The following is an 18,984-nucleotide window of genomic DNA, read 5'->3' on the forward strand; positions in this document are numbered from 1 at the left end:
TTGGTTAGCTTATGTACGGGCTGATTACCGTGATTCAGCTAACAACGAATCGCACGTCTTCTTCAAACGCGCTTCCGGTTAAGGCAATAATGATGGGGGCTTTCTCGCCTGCGGCTTTAATCTGTTTGGTTGCTTCCAACCCGTCCATGACGGGCATTCGTATATCCATCCAGATTAAATGGGGCGACCAGTTTTGCCAGAGCGCGATCGCTTCTCGACCATTGATTGCCTCTCGCACCTCAAAGCCGACCGGGATAAGCAACCCCACCAGTAACTGACGATTTTCTGGCTTATCTTCTACAATCAGAATGCGATAAGAAGGCTGTCCGGCTTCCAAACCTATGACCTGCCGTGTGGATTCTTGGTAGCTCCGTAACTCGTCCGCTCTAACTGGACTGGTTTGGATGTCAAACCGAAAAATTGTGCCTTCTCCTAAGCGACTCTCGACGGTAAGCTCGCCACCCATCAGGCGCACGTATTCCCGGCTAATAGGTAAGCCGAGTCCGGTTCCTTGCTGAGAGTTCCGACCAGCCTCAGCTTGGACAAAAGGTTCAAAGAGGATCTCAAGTTCTTCAGCGGCAATACCGGGACCGGTATCTTCTACTTCAAAGTGAATTATCAAAAGTTCTTTGTCCTTTGTCATTTGTCCTTTGTTTTTTGTACCAATGACCAATGACACTCTTAGCCTCACGCTTCCAGCTTGCGTAAACTTCATCGCATTTCCTAATAGGTTTAGGAGAACCTGGCGCAGCTTGCTTTCATCAGTACGGATATAGCGAGGCAGGTTGGGGGACAAGTCAAAGCTAAGCTCTAGTCCCTTGGATTCGGCTTTTAACCGAAACATTTGTTGTAGCCAGTTTAGTAAACCATAGAGGTCGAAATTGTTTTCATTGAGCGCAACCTTGCCTGCCTCAATTTTGGCGATTTCTAGCACATCATTAATCAATCCCAGTAAATGTTCGCCACTACGGTCGATGGTGTCCAAGTATTCCTGCTGTTTTGGAGTGAGCAAGCCATTGCGAGCCATCAATTGGGTAAAGCCGAGGATAACGTTGAGAGGGGTGCGCAATTCGTGGCTCATGTTGGAGAGAAATCGACTTTTAGCCTTGTTTGCCTCTTCTGCTCTAGCTCTGGCTTGTTCGGCTTCTTCCATAATTTTAGCCAGTTGGGCAGTACGCCGTTTTACCATCCGAGTCAGGTTTAGCTCGCGGGCAGCAACTTCGCGTGCCATGTGCTGGAAAGCACGGGTAAGCTGTCCTGGTTCGTCAGATCGTCGAGCCAGTTGGGCGATGCTAGGGGTGTCAAATACTCCCAATTGTTCGGTCGTCATGTTCCCGGTGCTGACTTTATGGGCAGTTGCCGTCAGTTGGTTGATGGGATAGATGACTGTGCGCTTGAGCAACCAGTTGAGCAGCAGCACTACCACCGCAAAGATGGCGCAAAAAATTCCCATCGCTAGGGTTAAATATTGGCGACCGCGAGCCGACACCTCATTGGCTGGGACGTAAATCGTTTGAGCTGCAACCACTTCATTGAGCTTCCAGCCAAACCCCCCTTGAGTACCATAGGTGGCGATCATGCTCTTGGGGGCTGCTGAAACACTGCCGTGACATTCCAGACAACTTGTCTGGGTCATCCTTAAGGGTCGGGCGATGAAAAATAGGGTTCCTTCTGACTTGTTTGAGTATGCCTTGGCTCGATAGCCAGAGAGCTGGGGGAGTTTGGGTTGCATGCGAAATCGCTCTACTAGCTTGCTTTCAAACTCATCTGCCCGATCGCGTAAATTAGTAGGATTGAGCGCGGCTTCTTTGTAGAAGAAGCTTTTGTATTCGGAGCGATCGCGAAATTGCTCGAAGACTTCCCGCGCGGCAAAGGCGGGTACGGTTTCGGGAATAAACTCCGGCTCGGTTGCTAGCCGATTTTCTAGGAGCGGTTCGATATTATTGCTCGTATAGTTCCTGACAGAGTTCATCGCCTGCATCAGGATTTCTGCTTTGGTGGTGATGTCCTTCTCAACTTCGTGCTGGATTGCCTTCGACAGGGTAACGCCGCTCAATAGGATGCCACCCAGAAAAACTAGCGTTAGTAATAGGGTAAATTTAGTGCCAAGCTTTAGTTTTCCAAGCATAAAAACCTCCCAGGAAAACCACGTACTTCAGTCGTGGGAGGAAATTGAAATGTTTTGTCTGCCATTTAATTTTATTTATGTTTGATTTCTCTTCGCCATGCAAATCTTTTCCTTACTGTTGTCGAGTTAAAGCGATAATTTCTTCAAAACAGAAGTTATTGACCAGATGGGTTAAAGCATTAGCCAAAGGTGCATTTAGCTCGGCAATTTGCTCGATCGCTTTGAGAATTTGTTTGGCATTCACTCTAATAGCAGCTTGATGCAAATGTTCTACCCACTGTTGCGGCATCGCAGCGAGAGCCTTTTTCATCTCTTCTGGTTGAAGCCGTGAGGGTTGGGACAAATCTGATGAGTTCTCGGCACCGATGTTAGACAATTGTGACGAACCATAGAGATAGCGCACTCCCAAATGTTCTGCCATCTTGTTAAAGATGACCTCGGTTTGAAATGGCTTGCGTACAAAGTCGTTAAAACCTATCGATAGAGCCGCGAAGCGATCTTCTTCAAACGCGCTTGCAGTTAAAGCAATAATGATGGGAGCTTTCTCGCCTGCGGCTTTAATCTGTTTAGTTGCCTCGTATCCGTCCATTTCTGGCATTCGTAAATCCATCCAGATTAAGTGGGGCGACCAGCTTTGCCAGAGCGCGATCGCTTCTCGACCATTAGCTGCCTCCCGCACCTCAAAGCCCACTGGGGCAAGCAATTCAGCCAGTAGCTGACGATTTTCCGGCTTGTCTTCTGCAACCAGAATCCGATAAAAAGGCTGTCCGGCTTCCAAACCTATGACCTGCTGACTCGGTTCTTGGCTGCTCTGTAACTCGTCCGCTTGAACTGGGCTGGTTTGGATGTCAAACTGAAAAATCGTGCCTTCTCCTAAACGACTCTCAACGGTAAGATCTCCTCCCATCAGGCGAACAAATCTCTGGCTAATAGGTAAGCCAAGTCCGGTTCCTTCTTGGGATCTGCGACCGACTTGAGTTTGGACAAAGGGTTCAAAGAGACTCTCAAGTTCTTCAGCGGCAATACCGGGACCAGTATCTTCTACTTCAAAGTGAATTGTCAAAAGTTCCTTATCATTTGTCATTTCCCCTTTTCCCTTTTCCCCTTCTCCTTTACCCGTCTTCCATTTGACCAACGACGCTCCTAGCCTCACGCTTCCAGTTTGCGTAAACTTAATCGCATTGCCTAACAAGTTCACTAATACCTGGCGCAGCTTGCTTTCATCGGTGCGGATATATTGAGGCAAATCGCTTGCTATTTCAAAGATGAGTTGCAAACCTTTAGATTCAGCTTTTAGGCGTAACATTTGTTGTAGCCAGTCTAGCAAGCTATAGAAATCGAAATCATTTTCATTGAGCGTGGTTCTGCCCGCCTCAATCTTGGAGATTGCTAGCACATCATCGATTAATGCCAGTAGGTGTTCGCCGCTGCGATCGATCGTGTCTAAGTATCTCTGTTGCTTGCGATCGAGGGAGCCACTGCGAGCCAGCAATTGGGTAAAGCCCAGGATGGCGTTGAGAGGGGTGCGCAGTTCGTGACTCATGTTGGAGAGAAATTGACTTTTAGCGCGGTTGGCGACTTCGGCGGCTTCCACTGCCTTTTGTAGAGCTGCTTCTGCTCGTTTGCGATCGCTAATGTCAGAAATCACTCCTTCCAGGCAACCATCTTCCCGGTTCAACCGGGCTGAAAATAGCCCCCAAAACTCAGAGCCATCATGCCTGCGAAAGTGTGCCTCAAAGTTATGAACTTCCCCATCGGTTAGGACTATTTCGAGTGCCCTCAATCGCTCGCTGGGATCGATGTAGTAGTCAACCGATCGCTGCTTGCTCCCGATCTCATCTGCTAGTGAGTGATGCCCCATCATAGTAAGGTAGCGTTGATTGGCATCGAGAATCAGCCCATCCTCAAGGCGAGACCGAAAGATTCCAACCTGGGAATTCTCGAAGATATTCCGAAACTTGGCTTCGCTTCGCTGTAGTGCTTCCTCGGCTTTTTGGCGATCGCGGATTTCCTGCCGGAGCCACTCATTTTTCTCGCTCAGTTCCACTGTTCGTTGCTCGACTCGAACTTCTAATTCCTCATTGGTTCTAGCCAGTGCGGCAAAGGATTCCCGCAATTGCTGCGCCATTTGGTTGAAGGAGCGAGCGAGCACTTTGAGTTCCTTGGTGCCGCTTGCAGCAACGGTTTGGTTTAAGTCGCCACTGGCGATCGCAACCGACGCTCTCTCCAACTGGAGAATCGGCTGCGCGAGCCAGCGAGAGGTGAAAAAACCCAACACGGTAGCCAGTCCAAAGGCTCCCAAGCATAGGAAGATGGTCGTGCGCGTGTTGGCATCGATTCGATCCATGAAGTCGGCTTCTGGGACGGCTATTACAATCAGCCAATCCAACCCCAAATCGTTTTTCATCGGCACGACTTGTAAAAATTGCCGCTCGCCGTCAATCTCAAAATCGAGTTGCTGTTTATTATTAATTCGAGTCAATCCGCCAAAGTGTTTCAGCAAATATTGAGTTGTGAGTCGAGTCAGAACATCGCTACTTTCAGTTGCCTTAATCCGTTTCGGAATCTGCTCTACTAGAGGAACCGCTGGATTTTCGATGATATACGGCTGTTGGATTCCCGAACTTCCCACCAGCAATCCCGTGCGACGTTCGAGGATAAACGTCTCGCCCGACCGTCCAATTTTCAAGCTGCGCAGGAATTGGCTAATCCCTAATAACGAGCAATCGACGGCTGCCACGCCCAAAAGTTTGCCGCGTTCGTCGTAGATTGGCAAACTGGCGTTCAGTACGTATTTGGGCGTGGCAAAAAGTCTATAAATCTCGCCCCAGTTCGCCCTGCCTGCCTCGACCGCATGTTGATACCAAGGACGGGTACGGGGATCGTAGTTGGGCTTGAATCTTAAAAGTTTGATGCGATTTCTATTTTTATCTACCGCATAAATTCGGATTTCCCCGCCTGTAGACTTGCCCGAAATTTTTACTTGCAAGGCATTATTCTCTAACCTTTCGACTGCAACATGTTCTCCCTCCTGTTCTGAGGCAAGATAAACTGCCGTCACCGATTCAAAGGCATGAAGCTGATACCAAAGATGTCGCTCTAAGTGCGATAAATCTCGCAAATTTAATTCGCCAAGATGGATGGCATCTGCATTGAGTTGGTTAATCTTATGAGGGGTTGTTAGATAGGTTTCAAGGTACTGCTGGATGCGAGCCGTAAGTTCGCTCCGAAGTTGGCTGGCAACCTCATTAACTGCCCTCTCGCCGTTTTGGAGCGATAGCCATCCCGTTAGCCCTACTGCTAAGGAGATTTCCAGGATAAATGGCACCACGAAGATGAAACGCAGGGGCACGCTTTGAGTCAGTTTAGAAAACCGATGGGTTAGAGGACGCATTCACTAAATCCCTAAGTTGAATGGCATTGAGATAAGGCGGGAACGCATACCTAAAGCCTTGAAGAAAAAACTCCAAGTCCTCTAAAACAATGCTGTGGATAAAATCAAGCAGCGATCGCTACCCTTGGTCTAAGTTAAAACAATTCGCTATTCGCATTACTCATACAGTTTAGTTGCTTTCTTAAGAGAGCGATCGCGTCGAATTAGATTTTGTCAAATAACGATGATTCCTTGAACTCAGCCGCTAGGTTTGGGCAGCAAACCAGAAGTATTACAGTTTAATTGTGGCAATAAAAGTCTTGCAGAGCTTTAAAAGCTGCCCTTCTGGGAAGATATCCCTCTTGACGATAGCCCAGAATCAATTCGTATAATTTCTCGTTTGCTCCCCAGAAGCAGAAATCTCCTACCTCTTTGCGAATTGCTTCTAAAATCTCAACACACTCTTCATAATTCAACCCAGTGCTTTTTTGCATCTGATAAGCTTTTGAGGAGATTTGTTTTGCCTGGTTAAAATAGACAACCATTGGATCTTCAGTTTTTATAATCGTCATATTTAGCCCGCCTCCGATTCAAACCGATTCTCAACCCAGTCTCATCATAGAAGTTGAAGAGGAGACACACCTCTGAAAAAGGTCTCGAATTCTACCTCAGCAAAATAGCTAACTTTCCTATTACTTTCGTTGACTAACTAGAGGATGTTTGCCAACTACAATTTCTTACTCCAAGTTACCTTTTGCCTTTTTTGGAAGGATATTAGTTCTTGTCAAATTTCTTAATAAATCGATTTTCCCTCTAGCAACAGCTTGGTTCGATCGCGCGATCGCTTGCCATTTTACCAACCCTGTCATGACAAGTGTCACGGTCTAGACATGACATTTATTCGATGTGGGCAAGACCTCCTTTTCGATAACTTAAGGCTATCGAACCCAAAGGGATGCGATCGGAGGTCAAGCAATGAAAGGTTATTGGAGAAGTCTACTACTCAAAACCACTGGTTGGCTGATTGCCGAAATCATCCTAAACCTGGTGGGATTAGATAACTTAGCGGATTACAGCGAATTTATCTTGGCTCGACACTCATCAGCCGAGGCAGCAGAAGCCTATAACGTAGCGATCGCTCTAGCTCTCCCCAATGAGTCGCATCTATTTTTTATTTTGCCATCTCAGGGCTAATGTAATAGTAACGAGCGAGGCGTTTCTAGTGCTGTGTCAAGTGAAAGATATTCCTTTTCCCTTTCCCCGTCAATTAAAAATTGACAAACTACTAGGGAGTTTCAAGAAACTTAATCGTAACGCGATCGCCTACCTTGAGACCCAATTCTTTCGCGCGTCCGCCTGCTAATTCGATAACGCGATCGATTTGTACCGAAGGGCCATAGGATTGGCAGGGTTCGCTGGTACAGGGAGGAACGTTGGCAAAAATGGCTTTAATTTCGCCATTGCTCAAAAAAATCATATCCAGAGGAATAATCGTATTTTTCATCCAAAAACGAGTGTATCGCGGCGCTTCAAAGGCAAACAACATGCCTCGGTTTTTGGGCAGGGAAGATCGATACATCAGTCCCATTTCCTGCTGTTCGGGAGTTCTTGCTACTTCTAATTCGATCGTCTCGCCTCCCATCTTGGCTATAGCGCCAATCGGCAATACTTGAGGGCGATTTTCAAAAGACGGCTGTTGGACGATTGACCGGAGATCGGCGCTAGAGGCGACTGGCGTTGGAGTCAAACCCCCTAACAGTAAAACGCCTAACAGGATTGTCAGACTGATACGAGTCTTATTCCATTTGGGATTTTGAATGCTAGATTGTCGATCGCGCAAAGCTTTTCTGATAAAGGTTTCAGCCATTCATCGGTTACAAATTTTCTAGGAGGGTCAGGCAATGCCTACCTGCAAGTACGATTAATAGTGTCGCCAATAGCGACTGCGATAGTAATAAATTTGTCGATCCCCGTAGCTGTCGGGATAGATGTATCGATAGGATCTAGAACGATAGGACTGGCGATCGCAATTGCACCCATCGTTTTCAGTCGAATAGATAACTATCTTTTCTCGGTAGGTAGGACGTATGGGAGCGCCATGATAGACGACTCCTCTATGTAAGCGATTCCCTGGTTTATAGACGACCCCTCCAGGTTGAGAGTTCCCTCGGCGAATGGCAATGCCCCTACCTTCTACATAGGCTCCTCGATCGGCTCCTCCTATTTGGATCGTGATGTTTTGCGCTCTCAGTTCGCTGTGCAATCCGAACCACGTCAATCCCGCACAGATAATAGCACCTAGGGTTTTGTTCATTGCCTTTAATTCCAGCTCTAAATTGATTCTATCCGTTTGAGCCTAATTTCCGAGCTTTTATGCCTCTAATCAGTTTAAAATTTATTTAATTTTAACTTAAGAAAATATTAAAGCCAGGAGCGAGCGAGGATTGGACTTTGAGCATTTTGTGGCTGACTCTGTCGAGTTTTGCTGGTTGGTTTGTGAGTAGTTTAACGGGAGGCGGTACTCCCTTACTGTTAGTCCCTGCGATCGCGTTTTTTCTCGGAGCAGCAGCAGTTCCGCCAGTCCTCACAATTAGCATGTTACTGGGGCATCCTCAGCGAATCGTTCTCTACTGGAGGGATATAGACTGGCGGCTGATGTGGTGGTACTTACCGGGTGCGATCGTTGGGGCTATTTTAGGAGCTTTTGTCTATACGCAAATTCAGCTTGACTGGTTGCCGATCTTATTGGCGTTATTCCTGATTGTTGCCGCTATTAGTAGTAGCTTAGACAAAAAACTCGATTTTTTTGCCGTTCGTGCCTGGTATTTTCTCCCTGCTGGCTTGATTTTTGCGTTTTTGTCGGGACTGATTGGCAGCACCGGACCACTATTGAATCCTTTATATCTCAATTATGGACTGCTTAAAGAACAAACAATCGCCACGAAATCGGTGCATCTATTTGTCGTGCATTTAGTCAAAGTTCTCACCTATGCGATTTGCGGCGCCTTAACTCTAGAATATTTGAAGTTTGGTTGTTTGCTTGGAATTGCCGCTCTACCTGGCAATTGGCTCGGTCAAATCGTTTTGAGGAAACTGACTCAACAACAGTTCCAACAGTTTGCCGTTGCCTTTATTGCCTTGAGCGGTATACTGCTCCTGGGAAACGAGATCGCTGCTGCGATCGCGAAGTTTTAACCCTAGGGAACCGTCTGGTTCCCGAAATAGGATAAAGTAAGTCAAGAGCGACCGAAGCGCTCGTCAATTCCGGCTTTCATATTATAAGGAGAACAGAAGATGCTCACTCTCAAAATTGCTGTTTATATCGTTGTTGCCTTCTTCGTCGCGCTATTCGTTTTTGGGTTTCTCTCAAGCGATCCAACTCGCAACCCAGGACGTAAGGATTTCGAGTAATAAATCCGAGTATGGTAACGTAGGTTAATTAGAACGATCGGGCGAGACAAAACTCGTCTCGCTCTTGTCGTTCGGTCAAGCTAAAGTCTAATACCATTTCTCAAAAAGATCGCTACAAATGCTTAAGGAAAAAGCCTTACACCCAGATCTGCCGACTAATTGCGAACTGATAATTGCGAACCGACGCGGACTCCCACGAAGTGGAGGAGCATCGGCGAATTAGTATAAGCCTAATTGTTGCCAAAATGCTGCCAGATCTTCCACCCGATAATCCTCCTGCTTTCATTCAATCGATAGCTCCCGAAAAAGTCAGCGACTCCCAACGCGATCGCAACGGAGATCGCAGCAATTCCGTCGATTCGACAGGAGAAGAATGGAAGGTCGAGCCAGGCCAAACGATTCCAATTTATTCCCAACGCGACTCGACTTCGGTACTCTTCCCTTCGCTCCTTTCTCTCAAACCCAGTAAATCGCTTTCGCAACCAACGCAAACCACCCCAGCGGTGGTTGAATTTTCTGATGTTCCCTCCCAAGAAGTCGCCTCACCTGTGTCGAACGAGAAAAGCGCGGCATCTTTAGGAAAGTCTATCTCTGTCGGTTATGGAACTTTCAATCGCGATCGCACCCTGTGGAATTCGTCTTTTACCAAATCTTCCCAATCTAAAGTCATCAAAGGGTTAGAGCAAATCAGCCTCTCAGATGAGGTGCAAATGGCAAAAGTTCTAGTGACGAGGCAGCGGGGGGGAGCGGTTCGAGAATTTCAGCTGACGGCGCAAGAACCTCCACCCGGATCGGAATCTCCACCTCAGCAAGAGCCTACCAGCGTCGTCGAAGTCATTGCCGATCGCCAAGAATACGACTCGCAGCGAGAAATTATTACGGCAACCGGAAACGTGGAAATTCGATTTCCCAACGGCGTTTTGGTTGCCGATCGCGTGCAAGTTAATTTACCCGATCGCCTAGCCGTGGCAGAGGGAGAAGTCGTTCTTACCAGAGGTCAACAGGTCCTGCGAGGGCAGCGGTTTGAATACTATTTCGTACAAGATAGCGGGGTCATTCTCCAGGCTAACGGCGAAATTTATCAGCCGACCACGAACAGAGATTTTTCTCCCACCTTACCGACAGATGTTGGCACTGAAGCTGTCGTCCCCAACCAACCCTTAAGCGATCGTCTCGCCCTCAATCAACCCCTCCAGCGCGTCACGACAGCAGAAGGCTATCGTTTTTCGATTGGCGGCGGCGGTGCTGGGCGAGTAGGACAACCGGGAGGTACGGCTACGGGGGCTGCTGGCGGCAGGATTAATCGAATTCGCTTTCAAGCCGATCGCGTCGATTTCGATGCCGAAAGATGGACGGCGACTAACGTGCGCGTCACCAACGACCCTTTCTCGCCGCCAGAATTAGAATTGCGAGCGCAAAGCGCCACCTACAGAAATATCGCTCCCCTTATCGATGAAGTGGCATTTACCGACTCTCGTGTCGTTTTCGACCAATCTTTGTCAATTCCAACCTTTCAAGATCGCTTGATCGTCGATCGCCGTCCTCGCCAACCCGGTCTTTTCTCGATTGGCTACGATGGCAGAGACAGAGGCGGACTTTTTATCGAGCGGGGTTTTAAAATCATCGATACTCAAAACGTTAATTTTGAGATCAGACCTCAGTATTTGCTACAAAGAGCTTTCTTTCCCGATACTTTTGACACCGACGACGACATCGACGAAGACGTAAGCCCCCTCAGCCTGTCGGCTGTTGGATTAGTCAGCGATCTCGAAATCGGTTTGGGTCCGCGAACCAGTCTGAAGGCGGTTGGCTCTTTCTCCAGTCTCGATTTTGATAACATAGACGACAACCTGCGCGCTCGCATAGAACTCCAGCAAAAGATAGGCGATCTTAACAATCCCTACGACTTGCGCTTCGGCTACAACTATCGCGAGCGGATTTTTAACGGCTCTCTCGGTTTTCGGACGGTAAATAATAGTATTGGCGCTACTCTCGTATCTCCGACTATTCCTCTCGGAAACACGGGGATTAACTTAAGTTACCAGGCATCAATTCAACACATCGAGGCTAGCACCGATCGCCCGGAACTTCTCAAACCCGATCGCGAAGATAACCTCGTCGATTTAACGCGATATCAGGGTGCAGCCTCTCTCAGTCGGGGCTTTATGCTCTGGCAAGGACAAGCACTGCCGCCCACTCCAGAAGCCGGACTGCGCTATACTCCCACGCCCGTGCAGCCATATCTACAACTCACGGCTGGAGTAACTGGAGTTGCCAGTTATTACAGTAACGGCGATTCCCAACCGTCGCTAACGGGTAGTATCGGACTTTTAGGACAATTGGGTCATTTTTCTCGTCCTTTTCTAGACTACACTGGCTTTAACGTCACCTACAGTCAGGGAATTCGCGGGGATGCGTCTCCTTTTCTGTTCGATCGCTTTGCCGATACGCAAACGTTGTCTTGGGGAATTACCCAACAAGTCTATGGTCCTTTGCGCGTGGGGATTCAAAGTTCGTTGAGTTTAAGCGAGAGCGAGGAAATTAGCACTGACTACTTTATTGAGTTCAGTCGCCGTACCTACAATATCCTTTTGCGCTACAATCCAGTCTTAGAAATTGGTTCGATTAGCCTGCGTATCAACGATTTTAACTGGAGTGGCAATCCGGGTCCTTTGGATGGAACCGACATTCGTCCGGTAATTAGAGGCGTAACTCGATGAGAATTTAGCAATTCTTGTCATTTAGCTGTTTTTTTCTGGCGATCGCACGATCGCACAGATAATACCAATTTTCAGGTTTTCGCGATCGACATTATTCTTCTCCCCCCTCCCAAATAGGGAGAGGGGTTGGGGGTGAGGGCGATCGACTATCTGTGTCATTAATGAATGAAAAATGGTATAAAAAGTTGAGTCATCATAGAATTAGCTCTTAGAGATTAAAACAGCTAGAAAATTTTTGTTTTGAAATCGGATGTGTTTGCCCTGATTTGAATCTACCCGTCACTTGATCTTTTGTCAGGCAATAGTATATACTGTTTGATCGTGACCAAATAGCTGCTTTACATTTAGCCACGACTAAGTCTAGTACTGAAAGTGGAAGATAAGGTCTTGGAAGCCAAGACATTAACATAAAGTCGCACAACAACCCAGCTAAATATTTATTATATTTAGAGGTTACTTACTATATCCTCCGATTCTAGGTCACGCTGGCATCCACTATAACAGCCGAACGCGCTTGGATGTCGGAAACCGCTTGGAGATACTGGGAGAAAAGCCTCCTAAGTCTCGAAGAGAGGTTAAGACCCCTGAAATTTAGCCAGATTTTTGTTGGAGATATTCCCCAGACTCGTCTGGTTAAAAAATGGAGTCAAGATTATATTCGGTCGCTCAGAAAAAAAAGGTAAATTCTTGCCCTGCCAAGCAGAAAAGCGGGATGAACCCGTTTCTCAGCATGCGATCGTACTGTCTATTATAAAAACTGTCGTCTAGCAAGTAGGGGGAAAATCCGTGGCTCTCGGTATCCTCGGTACCAAACTCGGCATGACCCAAATTTTCGATCGAGAAACTGGAATCGCCATTCCAGTAACAGTAGTTCAAGCGGGTCCGTGTCCGATAACGCAAATCAAAACACCCGAAACTGATGGCTACAATTCTATTCAGGTTGGCTATCAGGAAGTTAAAGAAAAAGCGCTCAGCAAACCTGAAATTGGTCATTTGAGCAAATCGGGCGCATCGCCCTTGCGTCACTTAAAAGAATATCGTCTCGATGACCCCTCTCAATACCAATTAGGGAGTGCTATCAAAGTAGACATCTTCAGCGTTGGCGATTTGGTCGATGTCGCCGGCAAAACCATCGGTCGCGGTTTCGCGGGCTATCAAAAACGCCATAACTTCAAGCGGGGATCGATGACTCACGGTTCTAAGAACCACCGCCTTCCAGGTTCGACAGGCGCAGGAACTACTCCCGGTCGCGTCTTCCCAGGAAAAAGAATGGCTGGACGTTATGGCAACACTCAAGTAACTATTCGCCGACTCCAAGTCGTGCGCGTCGATGCAGAGCGTAACTTGCTTTTGATCAAAGGGGCCGTTCCTGGCAAGCCAGGTTCTCTGTTGAGTATTACGCCTGCTAAGAAAGTTGGTAAATAGTCATTAGGCATTAGTCATCGGTCATTAGTCATTAGTTACCAGGAAAAAGCCAATGACAAATGACAAATGACAAAGCGCAGACAAAGGATAAATAAAATGGTTGAATGCGTCGTTAAAAACTGGCAAGGGGAAGAGGTCGGAAAAGCGCCTCTGGAAATGCGAGTAGCAAAAGAAGAAAATGCCCCTCATATCGTTCATCGTGCCTTGGTGCGACATCTAGCCAACGCTCGTCAGGGAACTGCTTCTACCAAAACTAGAGCAGAAGTCAGAGGCGGCGGACGCAAACCTTGGCGACAAAAAGGAACGGGTCGCGCCCGCGCGGGTTCTATTCGTTCTCCTCTGTGGCGAGGTGGCGGTGTCATCTTTGGACCAAAACCCAGAGACTACAGCCTGAAGATGAACCGCAAAGAGCGCAGATTGGCTTTGAGAACGGCATTCTTCAGTCGTGTAGAAGATACCATTGTCGTCGAAAACTTTGCCGACCAATTGCAACAGCCCAAAACGAAAGATCTAGCTTTGGCTTTGACTCGTTGGGGAGTAGCTAGCGAAGACAAAGTGTTGCTGATTATGTCAGAAGTTCCAGAAAACGTCTATCTCTCGGCACGGAACATGAGCAACGTGAAGTTAATTAAAGCTGATAGTTTGAATATCTATGATGTGCTGTCAGCCGACACGATCGTAACGACCTCCGATGCCCTTGCCAAAATCCAGGAGGTATACAGTGACTGAATTCAATCCTAGAGATCTTGCCGACTTGGTGCTCAGACCTATTGTCACTGAAAAGGCTACTCTGCTGATGGAGCAAAACAAATATGTTTTTGACGTGGCTGTCAAGGCGACCAAGCCGGAAATCAAAGCAGCGATCGAAAATTTATTCGATGTCAAAGTCGTCAAAGTCAATACGATTCGCCCGCCCCGCAAAAAGCGCAGAGTAGGCAGATTTATCGGCTATAAACCCCAATATAAGCGAGCGATCGTGACTCTAGGCGAAGGAGACTCCATCACCTTATTCCCCGAAGTCTAACATCAGTGACCCTCCGCTAAGGCACTGGCTTACCAATTAACAGCAATTGATGACCAGCGACCAAATAACCAAGCACTGATACCTAATTAACTGATAAGTGAAATTATGGGCATTCGTTTTTATCGACCATTAACTCCGGGCACCAGACAGGCAACCGTTTCGGATTTCTCGGAGATTACTAAAACTGAGCCGGAAAAATCCCTAGTTACCTACAAACACAGTGCCAAAGGGCGCAACAATCGCGGTGTCATTACCAGTCGCCATAGAGGCGGCGGGCACAAGCGCCTTTATCGCATCGTTGACTTTCGTCGCGACAAACGTAGCATCCCTGCGAAAGTAGCGGCAATAGAATACGATCCCAATCGCAATGCCCGCATTGCGCTTCTATTTTATCAAGACGGAGAAAAGCGTTACATTCTCGCGCCAGGGGGATTGACAGTTGGAATGACCGTCATCGCAGGCGAAAATGCTCCTTTTGAAGTGGGTAACGCTCTACCGCTAGGACGCATCCCTTTGGGAACGGAAGTTCATAATATTGAACTCGTCCCCGGTAAGGGAGGTCAAATAGTTCGCGCAGCTGGAGGGTCTGCCCAAGTTGTCGCCAAAGAAGGCGATTACGTAACGCTCAGATTGCCTTCTAAAGAAGTTCGCATGGTGAGGAAGGAATGTTATGCCACCATTGGCAAGGTAGGAAATGCGGATGCGAGAAACTTGCAACTAGGAAAGGCAGGTCGATCGCGCCACAGAGGGCGCAGACCCCACGTTAGAGGAAGCGTTATGAATCCCGTCGATCACCCACATGGTGGTGGAGAGGGTCGCGCTCCCATCGGAAGAAGCGGACCCGTTACGCCTTGGGGCAAGCCAGCTTTAGGGGTGAAAACCCGCAATCGAAAGAAACAAAGCAATTCGCTGATCGTTCGCCGTCGCAATCAAGGCTAGACATAATCCAAAACCTACAATCCAAAATCGAACTATGGCTCGTTCTCTCAAAAAAGGTCCTTTTGTTGCCGATAGTCTCCTATCCAAAATAGAAAAGCTCAACGATAGAAATGAGAAGCAGGTGATTAAAACCTGGTCGAGAGCTTCTACTATCGTGCCCGAAATGGTCGGTCATACCATTGCCGTTCACAACGGCAAACAGCACGTTCCCATCTATATCACCGAGCAAATGGTAGGACACAAACTCGGCGAATTTGCTCCGACGCGAACCTTTAGGGGTCACGCTAAGAGCGATAAAAAAGCTGGTCGAAGATAAGTGATAACTGATTACTGATAGCTTAATTAATTACTGAAAATGGCAGTAGATACAACAAACGAAGTAAGAGCGATCGCTCGCTTTGTGCGAATGTCTCCTTATAAAGTCCGACGAGTTCTCGATCAAATTCGCGGTCGCAGTTATAGGGAAGCACTGATCGTCCTGGAATTTATGCCATATAAAGCTTGCGAACCCGTGCTCAAAGTCCTGCGTTCGGCGGTTGCCAACGCCGAACACAACAATGGACTCGATCCGGCTAGCTTAGTCGTGAGCAAAGCTTATGCAGATGGCGGCCCGAGTTTAAGGCGCTATCGACCCAGAGCACAAGGGCGAGCCTATCAAATTCGCAAACCTACTTGTCATATTACCGTCGCCGTTGCTCCAAACAGCGACTAATCTAAGGGGACGCGACAGAGCGCGTCTCTATCTCCGACGCTAATAACTGAAACAATGGGACAAAAGATACATCCAATTGGTTTTCGTCTCGGCATCACTAAAGAGCATAAGTCTCGCTGGTATGCCGATACCAAACGCTATCCAGAACTTCTCCAAGAAGATCGTCGAATTCGGCAATATGTCGATAAAAATCTCAGTAACGCCGGAATAGCCGATATTCGCATCGAGCGCAAAGCCGATCAAATCGACCTGGCAATTCACACCGCTAGACCTGGCGTCGTGGTCGGTCGAGGCGGAACGGGAATTGAAGCCTTGCGCGTCGGTCTGCAAGAAGCATTGGGCGGCACTCGACAAATTCGGATCAATGTCATTGAAGTTCCTAGAGTCGATGCGGACGCTACCCTGATTGCCGAATACATTGCCCAACAATTGGAGCGAAGAGTCTCTTTCCGCCGCGTCGTGCGCCAAGCCATTCAACGAGCGCAGCGGGCAGAGGTCAAAGGCATTAAAGTTCAGGTGAGCGGTCGTCTCAACGGAGCAGAAATTGCTCGTACCGAATGGATTCGGGAAGGTAGAGTGCCTTTGCACACCCTGCGGGCTGACATTGATTACTCCTATCGCACCGCCCAAACCATTTATGGAATTCTTGGCATAAAAGTATGGGTTTTTAAAGGAGAAATCATTCCCGGACAGGAAGAACCCGCGACTCCCCCTCCGTCTCAAGCACCTCGCCGGCAACGTCGCCGCCAGCAATTTGAAGATCGCTCAAACGAATAGTTATTGGTTATTGGTTGTTAGTTAGTGAAATTTTTGCCGACTAACTACTAACCACTAACAGCTAATAGCAATCAATACTCAACAAACTACTAACTATGCTTAGTCCCAGAAGAACAAAATTCCGCAAGCAACAGCGCGGACGCATGACAGGGCTTGCCCAGCGAGGCAGTAAGCTGAACTTTGGAGACTTTGCCCTCCAAGCAACAGAACCCTGCTGGATTACCTCGCGCCAAATCGAGGCGGCACGCCGAGCGATGACTCGTTACATCCGCAGAGGCGGTAAAATCTGGATTCGCATTTTCCCCGACAAACCCGTCACTATGCGTCCGGCAGAAACTCGTATGGGTTCTGGTAAAGGCTCGCCCGAATACTGGGTTGCCGTCGTCAAACCGGGACGCATCATGTTTGAAATCGCAGGCGTTTCCGAACCTGTTGCTCGCGAAGCCATGCGCCTAGCAGCTCAAAAATTACCGATCGAAACCAAGTTTATTACTCGCGAGGAGGAGTATATCTAAGCCATGCCTCTCCCGAAAATAGCAGATGCCAGAAAACTCAGCGATGAGGAACTCGATACCGAGATTTTAGCTGCCAAGCGAAAGCTTTTCGAGCTTAGGCTCCAGCAGGCTACTCGGCGGTTAGAAAAGACTCACGAATTCAAACATACCCGCCATCGCTTGGCTCAATTAATGACCGTAGAACGAGAGAGACAACTCGGTATCGCCTCAAAGACCACCCCAGAAACCTCTCAGGGAAAAGAACCAACGGCAGCAGCGAAGAAAAAAGCTAAAGCCAAGCCATCAGTAACTCAAGAAGAGGAATAAACTTGCCATGGCAGTAAAAGAAAGAGTTGGAGTGGTTGTCAGTAACAAAATGGAGAAAACCGTGGTTGTTGCCGTCGAAAACCGCTCCCCCCATCCCAAATACGGCAAAATTGTCGTCAAAACTAAGAAATTTAAGGCTCACGATGAAGACAATCGTTGCCGAGAAGGCGATCGCGTTCGCATTCGCGAAACTAGACCACTCAGCCGCACCAAGCGCTGGATAGTGACCGAAATTCTTAACACCAATACCCCGTAATTTAGAGGTACGCAACCGTGATTCAACAGCAAACCTATCTTAATGTCGCTGACAATAGTGGCGCTCGCAAACTTATGTGCCTGCGGGTTTTGGGGACTGGCAATTGTACCTATGGCGGCATCGGCGATCAGATCATCGCCGTCGTCAAAGATGCCATTCCCAATATGCCTATTAAGAAATCAGATGTTGTCAGAGCCGTGATCGTGCGAACTCGTCAGTCCTTGCGCCGCGAGAGTGGCATGACCATTCGCTTTGACGATAACGCCGCAGTGATCATCAATGCGGAAGGCAACCCCAGGGGCACTCGCGTTTTCGGACCCGTAGCGCGAGAATTACGCGACAAAAACTATACCAAGATTGTTTCTCTGGCACCGGAGGTCATCTAATGCCTAAAAGCAATTCTTCCAATCGGTACAAAATGCACGTCAAAAAAGGCGACATCGTTCAAGTCATTTCGGGACGCGACAAAGGCAAAGTTGGCGAAGTCTTGCGGACAATTCCCAAAACGAGCCAAGCGATCGTCAAAGGCGTAAATATTAGAACCAAGCACGTCAAACCTCGCCAAGAAGGAGAGTCAGGGCAAATCGCGACCTTTGAAGCGCCGATTCACAGTTCTAATGTAATGCTTTATTCCCAAAAAGAAAAAGTCGCCAGTCGCATCTGCTATACCTTCACCGAAGACGGTCGCAAGGTAAGGATGCTTAAGAAAACTGGAGAAATCATCGATTAGGGCAAAAGAAAAAGGAAAAGGAAAAAGGGAAAAATGTTCTGCCTTTTTACCTATTTACTTTTAACTTAAAAATTCCCTGACCAAGCCCAGGGATGTAGAGGAAATTATAACAATGACACAGCGACTCAAAACTTTATATCAGGAAACTATCGTTCCCAAGCTCAAAGAGCAGTTTGGCTATACCAATATTCACGAGGTTCCCAAAGTAATGAAAGTAACCGTTAACCGAGGATTGGGCGAAGCCTCTCAAAATGCTAAAGCATTAGAGTCCTCGATTAGCGAGTTAGCCGTCATCACCGGACAAAAGCCTATCGTAACGCGGGCTAAAAAAGCGATCGCTGGCTTCAAAATTCGCCAAGGTATGCCCGTAGGGGTAATGGTCACCTTACGTTCCGATCGCATGTACGCTTTTTTAGATCGCTTGATCAATTTAGCACTTCCCCGCATTCGCGACTTTCGCGGTATCAGTCCCAACAGTTTTGACGGACGCGGCAACTACAGCCTTGGCATCAGAGAACAGCTTATCTTCCCCGAAATCGACTACGATAGCATCGATCAGATTCGCGGTATGGATATCTCTATCATTACCACAGCCAAAACCGACGAAGAAGGTCGCGCTTTGCTTAAAGCAATGGGGATGCCCTTCCGTTAATCTTTGAATCCTTAAT

At 47.8% G+C, this 18,984-nt stretch carries 24 protein-coding genes; 17 read left to right on the plus strand and 7 right to left on the minus strand.

What is annotated here, in order from left to right:
• Nucleotides 1–34: 34 nt before the first annotated feature.
• From NIES593_RS06860 to NIES593_RS23975, 4 genes are all read right to left on the minus strand, one after another.
• Entirely contained in the window at nucleotides 35–2,128 is a 2,094-nt protein-coding gene (locus NIES593_RS06860) for a c-type heme family protein (protein ID WP_245817342.1), read from the minus strand.
• 112 nt (nucleotides 2,129–2,240) lie between these two features.
• Nucleotides 2,241–5,522 (minus strand): response regulator, encoded by a 3,282-nt coding sequence (locus NIES593_RS06865; RefSeq protein WP_073598883.1) that lies wholly within the window; start codon nucleotides 5,520–5,522, stop codon nucleotides 2,241–2,243.
• A 278-nt stretch (nucleotides 5,523–5,800) separates the two neighbouring features.
• A complete protein-coding gene (locus NIES593_RS06870) occupies nucleotides 5,801–6,073 on the minus strand; it encodes a hypothetical protein (RefSeq protein WP_073598884.1) in 273 nt (90 codons plus the stop codon).
• 165 nt (nucleotides 6,074–6,238) lie between these two features.
• Nucleotides 6,239–6,382 carry a hypothetical protein gene (locus tag NIES593_RS23975; protein WP_175561058.1) on the minus strand — a complete coding sequence of 48 codons (144 nt, stop codon included), beginning with the start codon at nucleotides 6,380–6,382 and terminating at the stop codon, nucleotides 6,239–6,241.
• A 94-nt stretch (nucleotides 6,383–6,476) separates the two neighbouring features.
• On the opposite strand from NIES593_RS23975, the gene NIES593_RS06875 reads away from it, so the two are divergent.
• Nucleotides 6,477–6,695 carry a hypothetical protein gene (locus tag NIES593_RS06875; RefSeq protein ID WP_073598885.1) on the plus strand — a complete coding sequence of 73 codons (219 nt, stop codon included), beginning with the start codon at nucleotides 6,477–6,479 and terminating at the stop codon, nucleotides 6,693–6,695.
• Between the two features lie 91 nt (nucleotides 6,696–6,786).
• Here NIES593_RS06875 and NIES593_RS06880 read toward each other — a convergent pair whose 3' ends face one another.
• Both NIES593_RS06880 and NIES593_RS06885 read right to left on the minus strand, forming a co-directional pair.
• Nucleotides 6,787–7,368, minus strand: a complete 582-nt coding sequence (locus NIES593_RS06880) for a DUF192 domain-containing protein (protein WP_139253648.1) — start codon at nucleotides 7,366–7,368, stop codon at nucleotides 6,787–6,789.
• Nucleotides 7,369–7,422: 54 nt separating this feature from the next.
• A complete protein-coding gene (locus tag NIES593_RS06885; RefSeq protein WP_073598886.1) occupies nucleotides 7,423–7,815 on the minus strand; it encodes a hypothetical protein in 393 nt (130 codons plus the stop codon).
• Nucleotides 7,816–7,952: 137 nt separating this feature from the next.
• Here NIES593_RS06885 and NIES593_RS06890 point away from each other — a divergent pair, with 137 nt between their 5' ends.
• From NIES593_RS06890 to NIES593_RS06900, 3 genes are all read left to right on the plus strand, one after another.
• The gene (locus tag NIES593_RS06890) at nucleotides 7,953–8,696 is read left to right on the plus strand and encodes a sulfite exporter TauE/SafE family protein (protein ID WP_073598887.1); all 744 of its coding nucleotides are present in this window, start codon (nucleotides 7,953–7,955) and stop codon (nucleotides 8,694–8,696) included.
• A gap of 99 nt (nucleotides 8,697–8,795) precedes the next feature.
• Nucleotides 8,796–8,912, plus strand: coding sequence for a photosystem II reaction center protein I (locus tag NIES593_RS06895; RefSeq protein ID WP_015144981.1), 117 nt, complete (start codon nucleotides 8,796–8,798; stop codon nucleotides 8,910–8,912).
• A gap of 245 nt (nucleotides 8,913–9,157) precedes the next feature.
• Entirely contained in the window at nucleotides 9,158–11,632 is a 2,475-nt protein-coding gene (locus tag NIES593_RS06900; protein ID WP_073598888.1) for a DUF3769 domain-containing protein, read from the plus strand.
• A 21-nt stretch (nucleotides 11,633–11,653) separates the two neighbouring features.
• Here NIES593_RS06900 and NIES593_RS23980 read toward each other — a convergent pair whose 3' ends face one another.
• Nucleotides 11,654–11,791, minus strand: coding sequence for a hypothetical protein (locus NIES593_RS23980; RefSeq protein ID WP_175561059.1), 138 nt, complete (start codon nucleotides 11,789–11,791; stop codon nucleotides 11,654–11,656).
• A gap of 627 nt (nucleotides 11,792–12,418) precedes the next feature.
• Between NIES593_RS23980 and rplC the strand changes: the two genes are divergently transcribed.
• From rplC to rplE, 13 genes are all read left to right on the plus strand, one after another.
• On the plus strand, nucleotides 12,419–13,057 hold the full coding sequence (gene rplC / locus NIES593_RS06905) for a 50S ribosomal protein L3 (protein ID WP_073598889.1): 639 nt from the start codon (nucleotides 12,419–12,421) through the stop codon (nucleotides 13,055–13,057).
• Nucleotides 13,058–13,153: 96 nt separating this feature from the next.
• A complete protein-coding gene (gene rplD / locus NIES593_RS06910) occupies nucleotides 13,154–13,786 on the plus strand; it encodes a 50S ribosomal protein L4 (protein WP_073598890.1) in 633 nt (210 codons plus the stop codon).
• Entirely contained in the window at nucleotides 13,779–14,081 is a 303-nt protein-coding gene (locus NIES593_RS06915) for a 50S ribosomal protein L23 (RefSeq protein ID WP_073598891.1), read from the plus strand. Before rplD ends, NIES593_RS06915 begins: the two co-directional genes overlap by 8 nt.
• Before the next feature lie 105 nt (nucleotides 14,082–14,186).
• Entirely contained in the window at nucleotides 14,187–15,020 is an 834-nt protein-coding gene (gene rplB / locus NIES593_RS06920; RefSeq protein ID WP_073598892.1) for a 50S ribosomal protein L2, read from the plus strand.
• A 34-nt stretch (nucleotides 15,021–15,054) separates the two neighbouring features.
• Nucleotides 15,055–15,336, plus strand: a complete 282-nt coding sequence (gene rpsS / locus NIES593_RS06925) for a 30S ribosomal protein S19 (RefSeq protein WP_073598893.1) — start codon at nucleotides 15,055–15,057, stop codon at nucleotides 15,334–15,336.
• Nucleotides 15,337–15,375: 39 nt separating this feature from the next.
• Complete coding sequence (gene rplV, locus NIES593_RS06930; protein ID WP_073598894.1) at nucleotides 15,376–15,732, plus strand: 50S ribosomal protein L22; 357 nt, start codon at nucleotides 15,376–15,378, stop codon at nucleotides 15,730–15,732.
• Between the two features lie 54 nt (nucleotides 15,733–15,786).
• Nucleotides 15,787–16,509 (plus strand): 30S ribosomal protein S3, encoded by a 723-nt coding sequence (gene rpsC / locus NIES593_RS06935; RefSeq protein ID WP_073598895.1) that lies wholly within the window; start codon nucleotides 15,787–15,789, stop codon nucleotides 16,507–16,509.
• A gap of 95 nt (nucleotides 16,510–16,604) precedes the next feature.
• Nucleotides 16,605–17,024, plus strand: a complete 420-nt coding sequence (rplP, locus tag NIES593_RS06940) for a 50S ribosomal protein L16 (RefSeq protein WP_015144990.1) — start codon at nucleotides 16,605–16,607, stop codon at nucleotides 17,022–17,024.
• Nucleotides 17,025–17,027: 3 nt separating this feature from the next.
• Complete coding sequence (gene rpmC, locus NIES593_RS06945; protein ID WP_073598896.1) at nucleotides 17,028–17,330, plus strand: 50S ribosomal protein L29; 303 nt, start codon at nucleotides 17,028–17,030, stop codon at nucleotides 17,328–17,330.
• Nucleotides 17,331–17,337: 7 nt separating this feature from the next.
• Entirely contained in the window at nucleotides 17,338–17,586 is a 249-nt protein-coding gene (gene rpsQ, locus NIES593_RS06950; RefSeq protein WP_073598897.1) for a 30S ribosomal protein S17, read from the plus strand.
• Nucleotides 17,587–17,603: 17 nt separating this feature from the next.
• Nucleotides 17,604–17,972, plus strand: coding sequence for a 50S ribosomal protein L14 (rplN, locus tag NIES593_RS06955; RefSeq protein WP_015144993.1), 369 nt, complete (start codon nucleotides 17,604–17,606; stop codon nucleotides 17,970–17,972).
• Nucleotides 17,972–18,316, plus strand: a complete 345-nt coding sequence (gene rplX / locus NIES593_RS06960; protein WP_073598898.1) for a 50S ribosomal protein L24 — start codon at nucleotides 17,972–17,974, stop codon at nucleotides 18,314–18,316. Before rplN ends, rplX begins: the two co-directional genes overlap by 1 nt.
• Nucleotides 18,317–18,428: 112 nt before the next feature.
• The gene (gene rplE, locus NIES593_RS06965; RefSeq protein ID WP_073598899.1) at nucleotides 18,429–18,968 is read left to right on the plus strand and encodes a 50S ribosomal protein L5; all 540 of its coding nucleotides are present in this window, start codon (nucleotides 18,429–18,431) and stop codon (nucleotides 18,966–18,968) included.
• The last annotated feature ends 16 nt before the right edge of the window (nucleotides 18,969–18,984 follow it).

The organism is Hydrococcus rivularis NIES-593 (genome assembly GCF_001904635.1).
In the GTDB taxonomy this organism is placed as follows: domain Bacteria; phylum Cyanobacteriota; class Cyanobacteriia; order Cyanobacteriales; family Microcystaceae; genus Hydrococcus; species Hydrococcus rivularis.

Bases quoted from the DNA above. Each gene is read 5' to 3' on its own strand.
- NIES593_RS06860 (WP_245817342.1), bottom strand. From the start codon at position 2,128: ATGCTTGGAAAACTAAAGCTTGGCACTAAATTTACCCTATTACTAACG.
- NIES593_RS06865 (WP_073598883.1), bottom strand. From the start codon at position 5,522: ATGCGTCCTCTAACCCATCGGTTTTCTAAACTGACTCAAAGCGTGCCC.
- NIES593_RS06870 (WP_073598884.1), bottom strand. From the start codon at position 6,073: ATGACGATTATAAAAACTGAAGATCCAATGGTTGTCTATTTTAACCAG.
- NIES593_RS06875 (WP_073598885.1), top strand. From the start codon at position 6,477: ATGAAAGGTTATTGGAGAAGTCTACTACTCAAAACCACTGGTTGGCTG.
- NIES593_RS06880 (WP_139253648.1), bottom strand. From the start codon at position 7,368: ATGGCTGAAACCTTTATCAGAAAAGCTTTGCGCGATCGACAATCTAGC.
- NIES593_RS06885 (WP_073598886.1), bottom strand. From the start codon at position 7,815: ATGAACAAAACCCTAGGTGCTATTATCTGTGCGGGATTGACGTGGTTC.
- NIES593_RS06895 (WP_015144981.1), top strand. From the start codon at position 8,796: ATGCTCACTCTCAAAATTGCTGTTTATATCGTTGTTGCCTTCTTCGTC.
- NIES593_RS06900 (WP_073598888.1), top strand. From the start codon at position 9,158: ATGCTGCCAGATCTTCCACCCGATAATCCTCCTGCTTTCATTCAATCG.
- NIES593_RS23980 (WP_175561059.1), bottom strand. From the start codon at position 11,791: ATGACACAGATAGTCGATCGCCCTCACCCCCAACCCCTCTCCCTATTT.
- rplD (WP_073598890.1), top strand. From the start codon at position 13,154: ATGGTTGAATGCGTCGTTAAAAACTGGCAAGGGGAAGAGGTCGGAAAA.
- rplB (WP_073598892.1), top strand. From the start codon at position 14,187: ATGGGCATTCGTTTTTATCGACCATTAACTCCGGGCACCAGACAGGCA.
- rpsS (WP_073598893.1), top strand. From the start codon at position 15,055: ATGGCTCGTTCTCTCAAAAAAGGTCCTTTTGTTGCCGATAGTCTCCTA.
- rplV (WP_073598894.1), top strand. From the start codon at position 15,376: ATGGCAGTAGATACAACAAACGAAGTAAGAGCGATCGCTCGCTTTGTG.
- rpsC (WP_073598895.1), top strand. From the start codon at position 15,787: ATGGGACAAAAGATACATCCAATTGGTTTTCGTCTCGGCATCACTAAA.
- rplP (WP_015144990.1), top strand. From the start codon at position 16,605: ATGCTTAGTCCCAGAAGAACAAAATTCCGCAAGCAACAGCGCGGACGC.
- rpmC (WP_073598896.1), top strand. From the start codon at position 17,028: ATGCCTCTCCCGAAAATAGCAGATGCCAGAAAACTCAGCGATGAGGAA.
- rpsQ (WP_073598897.1), top strand. From the start codon at position 17,338: ATGGCAGTAAAAGAAAGAGTTGGAGTGGTTGTCAGTAACAAAATGGAG.
- rplX (WP_073598898.1), top strand. From the start codon at position 17,972: ATGCCTAAAAGCAATTCTTCCAATCGGTACAAAATGCACGTCAAAAAA.
- rplE (WP_073598899.1), top strand. From the start codon at position 18,429: ATGACACAGCGACTCAAAACTTTATATCAGGAAACTATCGTTCCCAAG.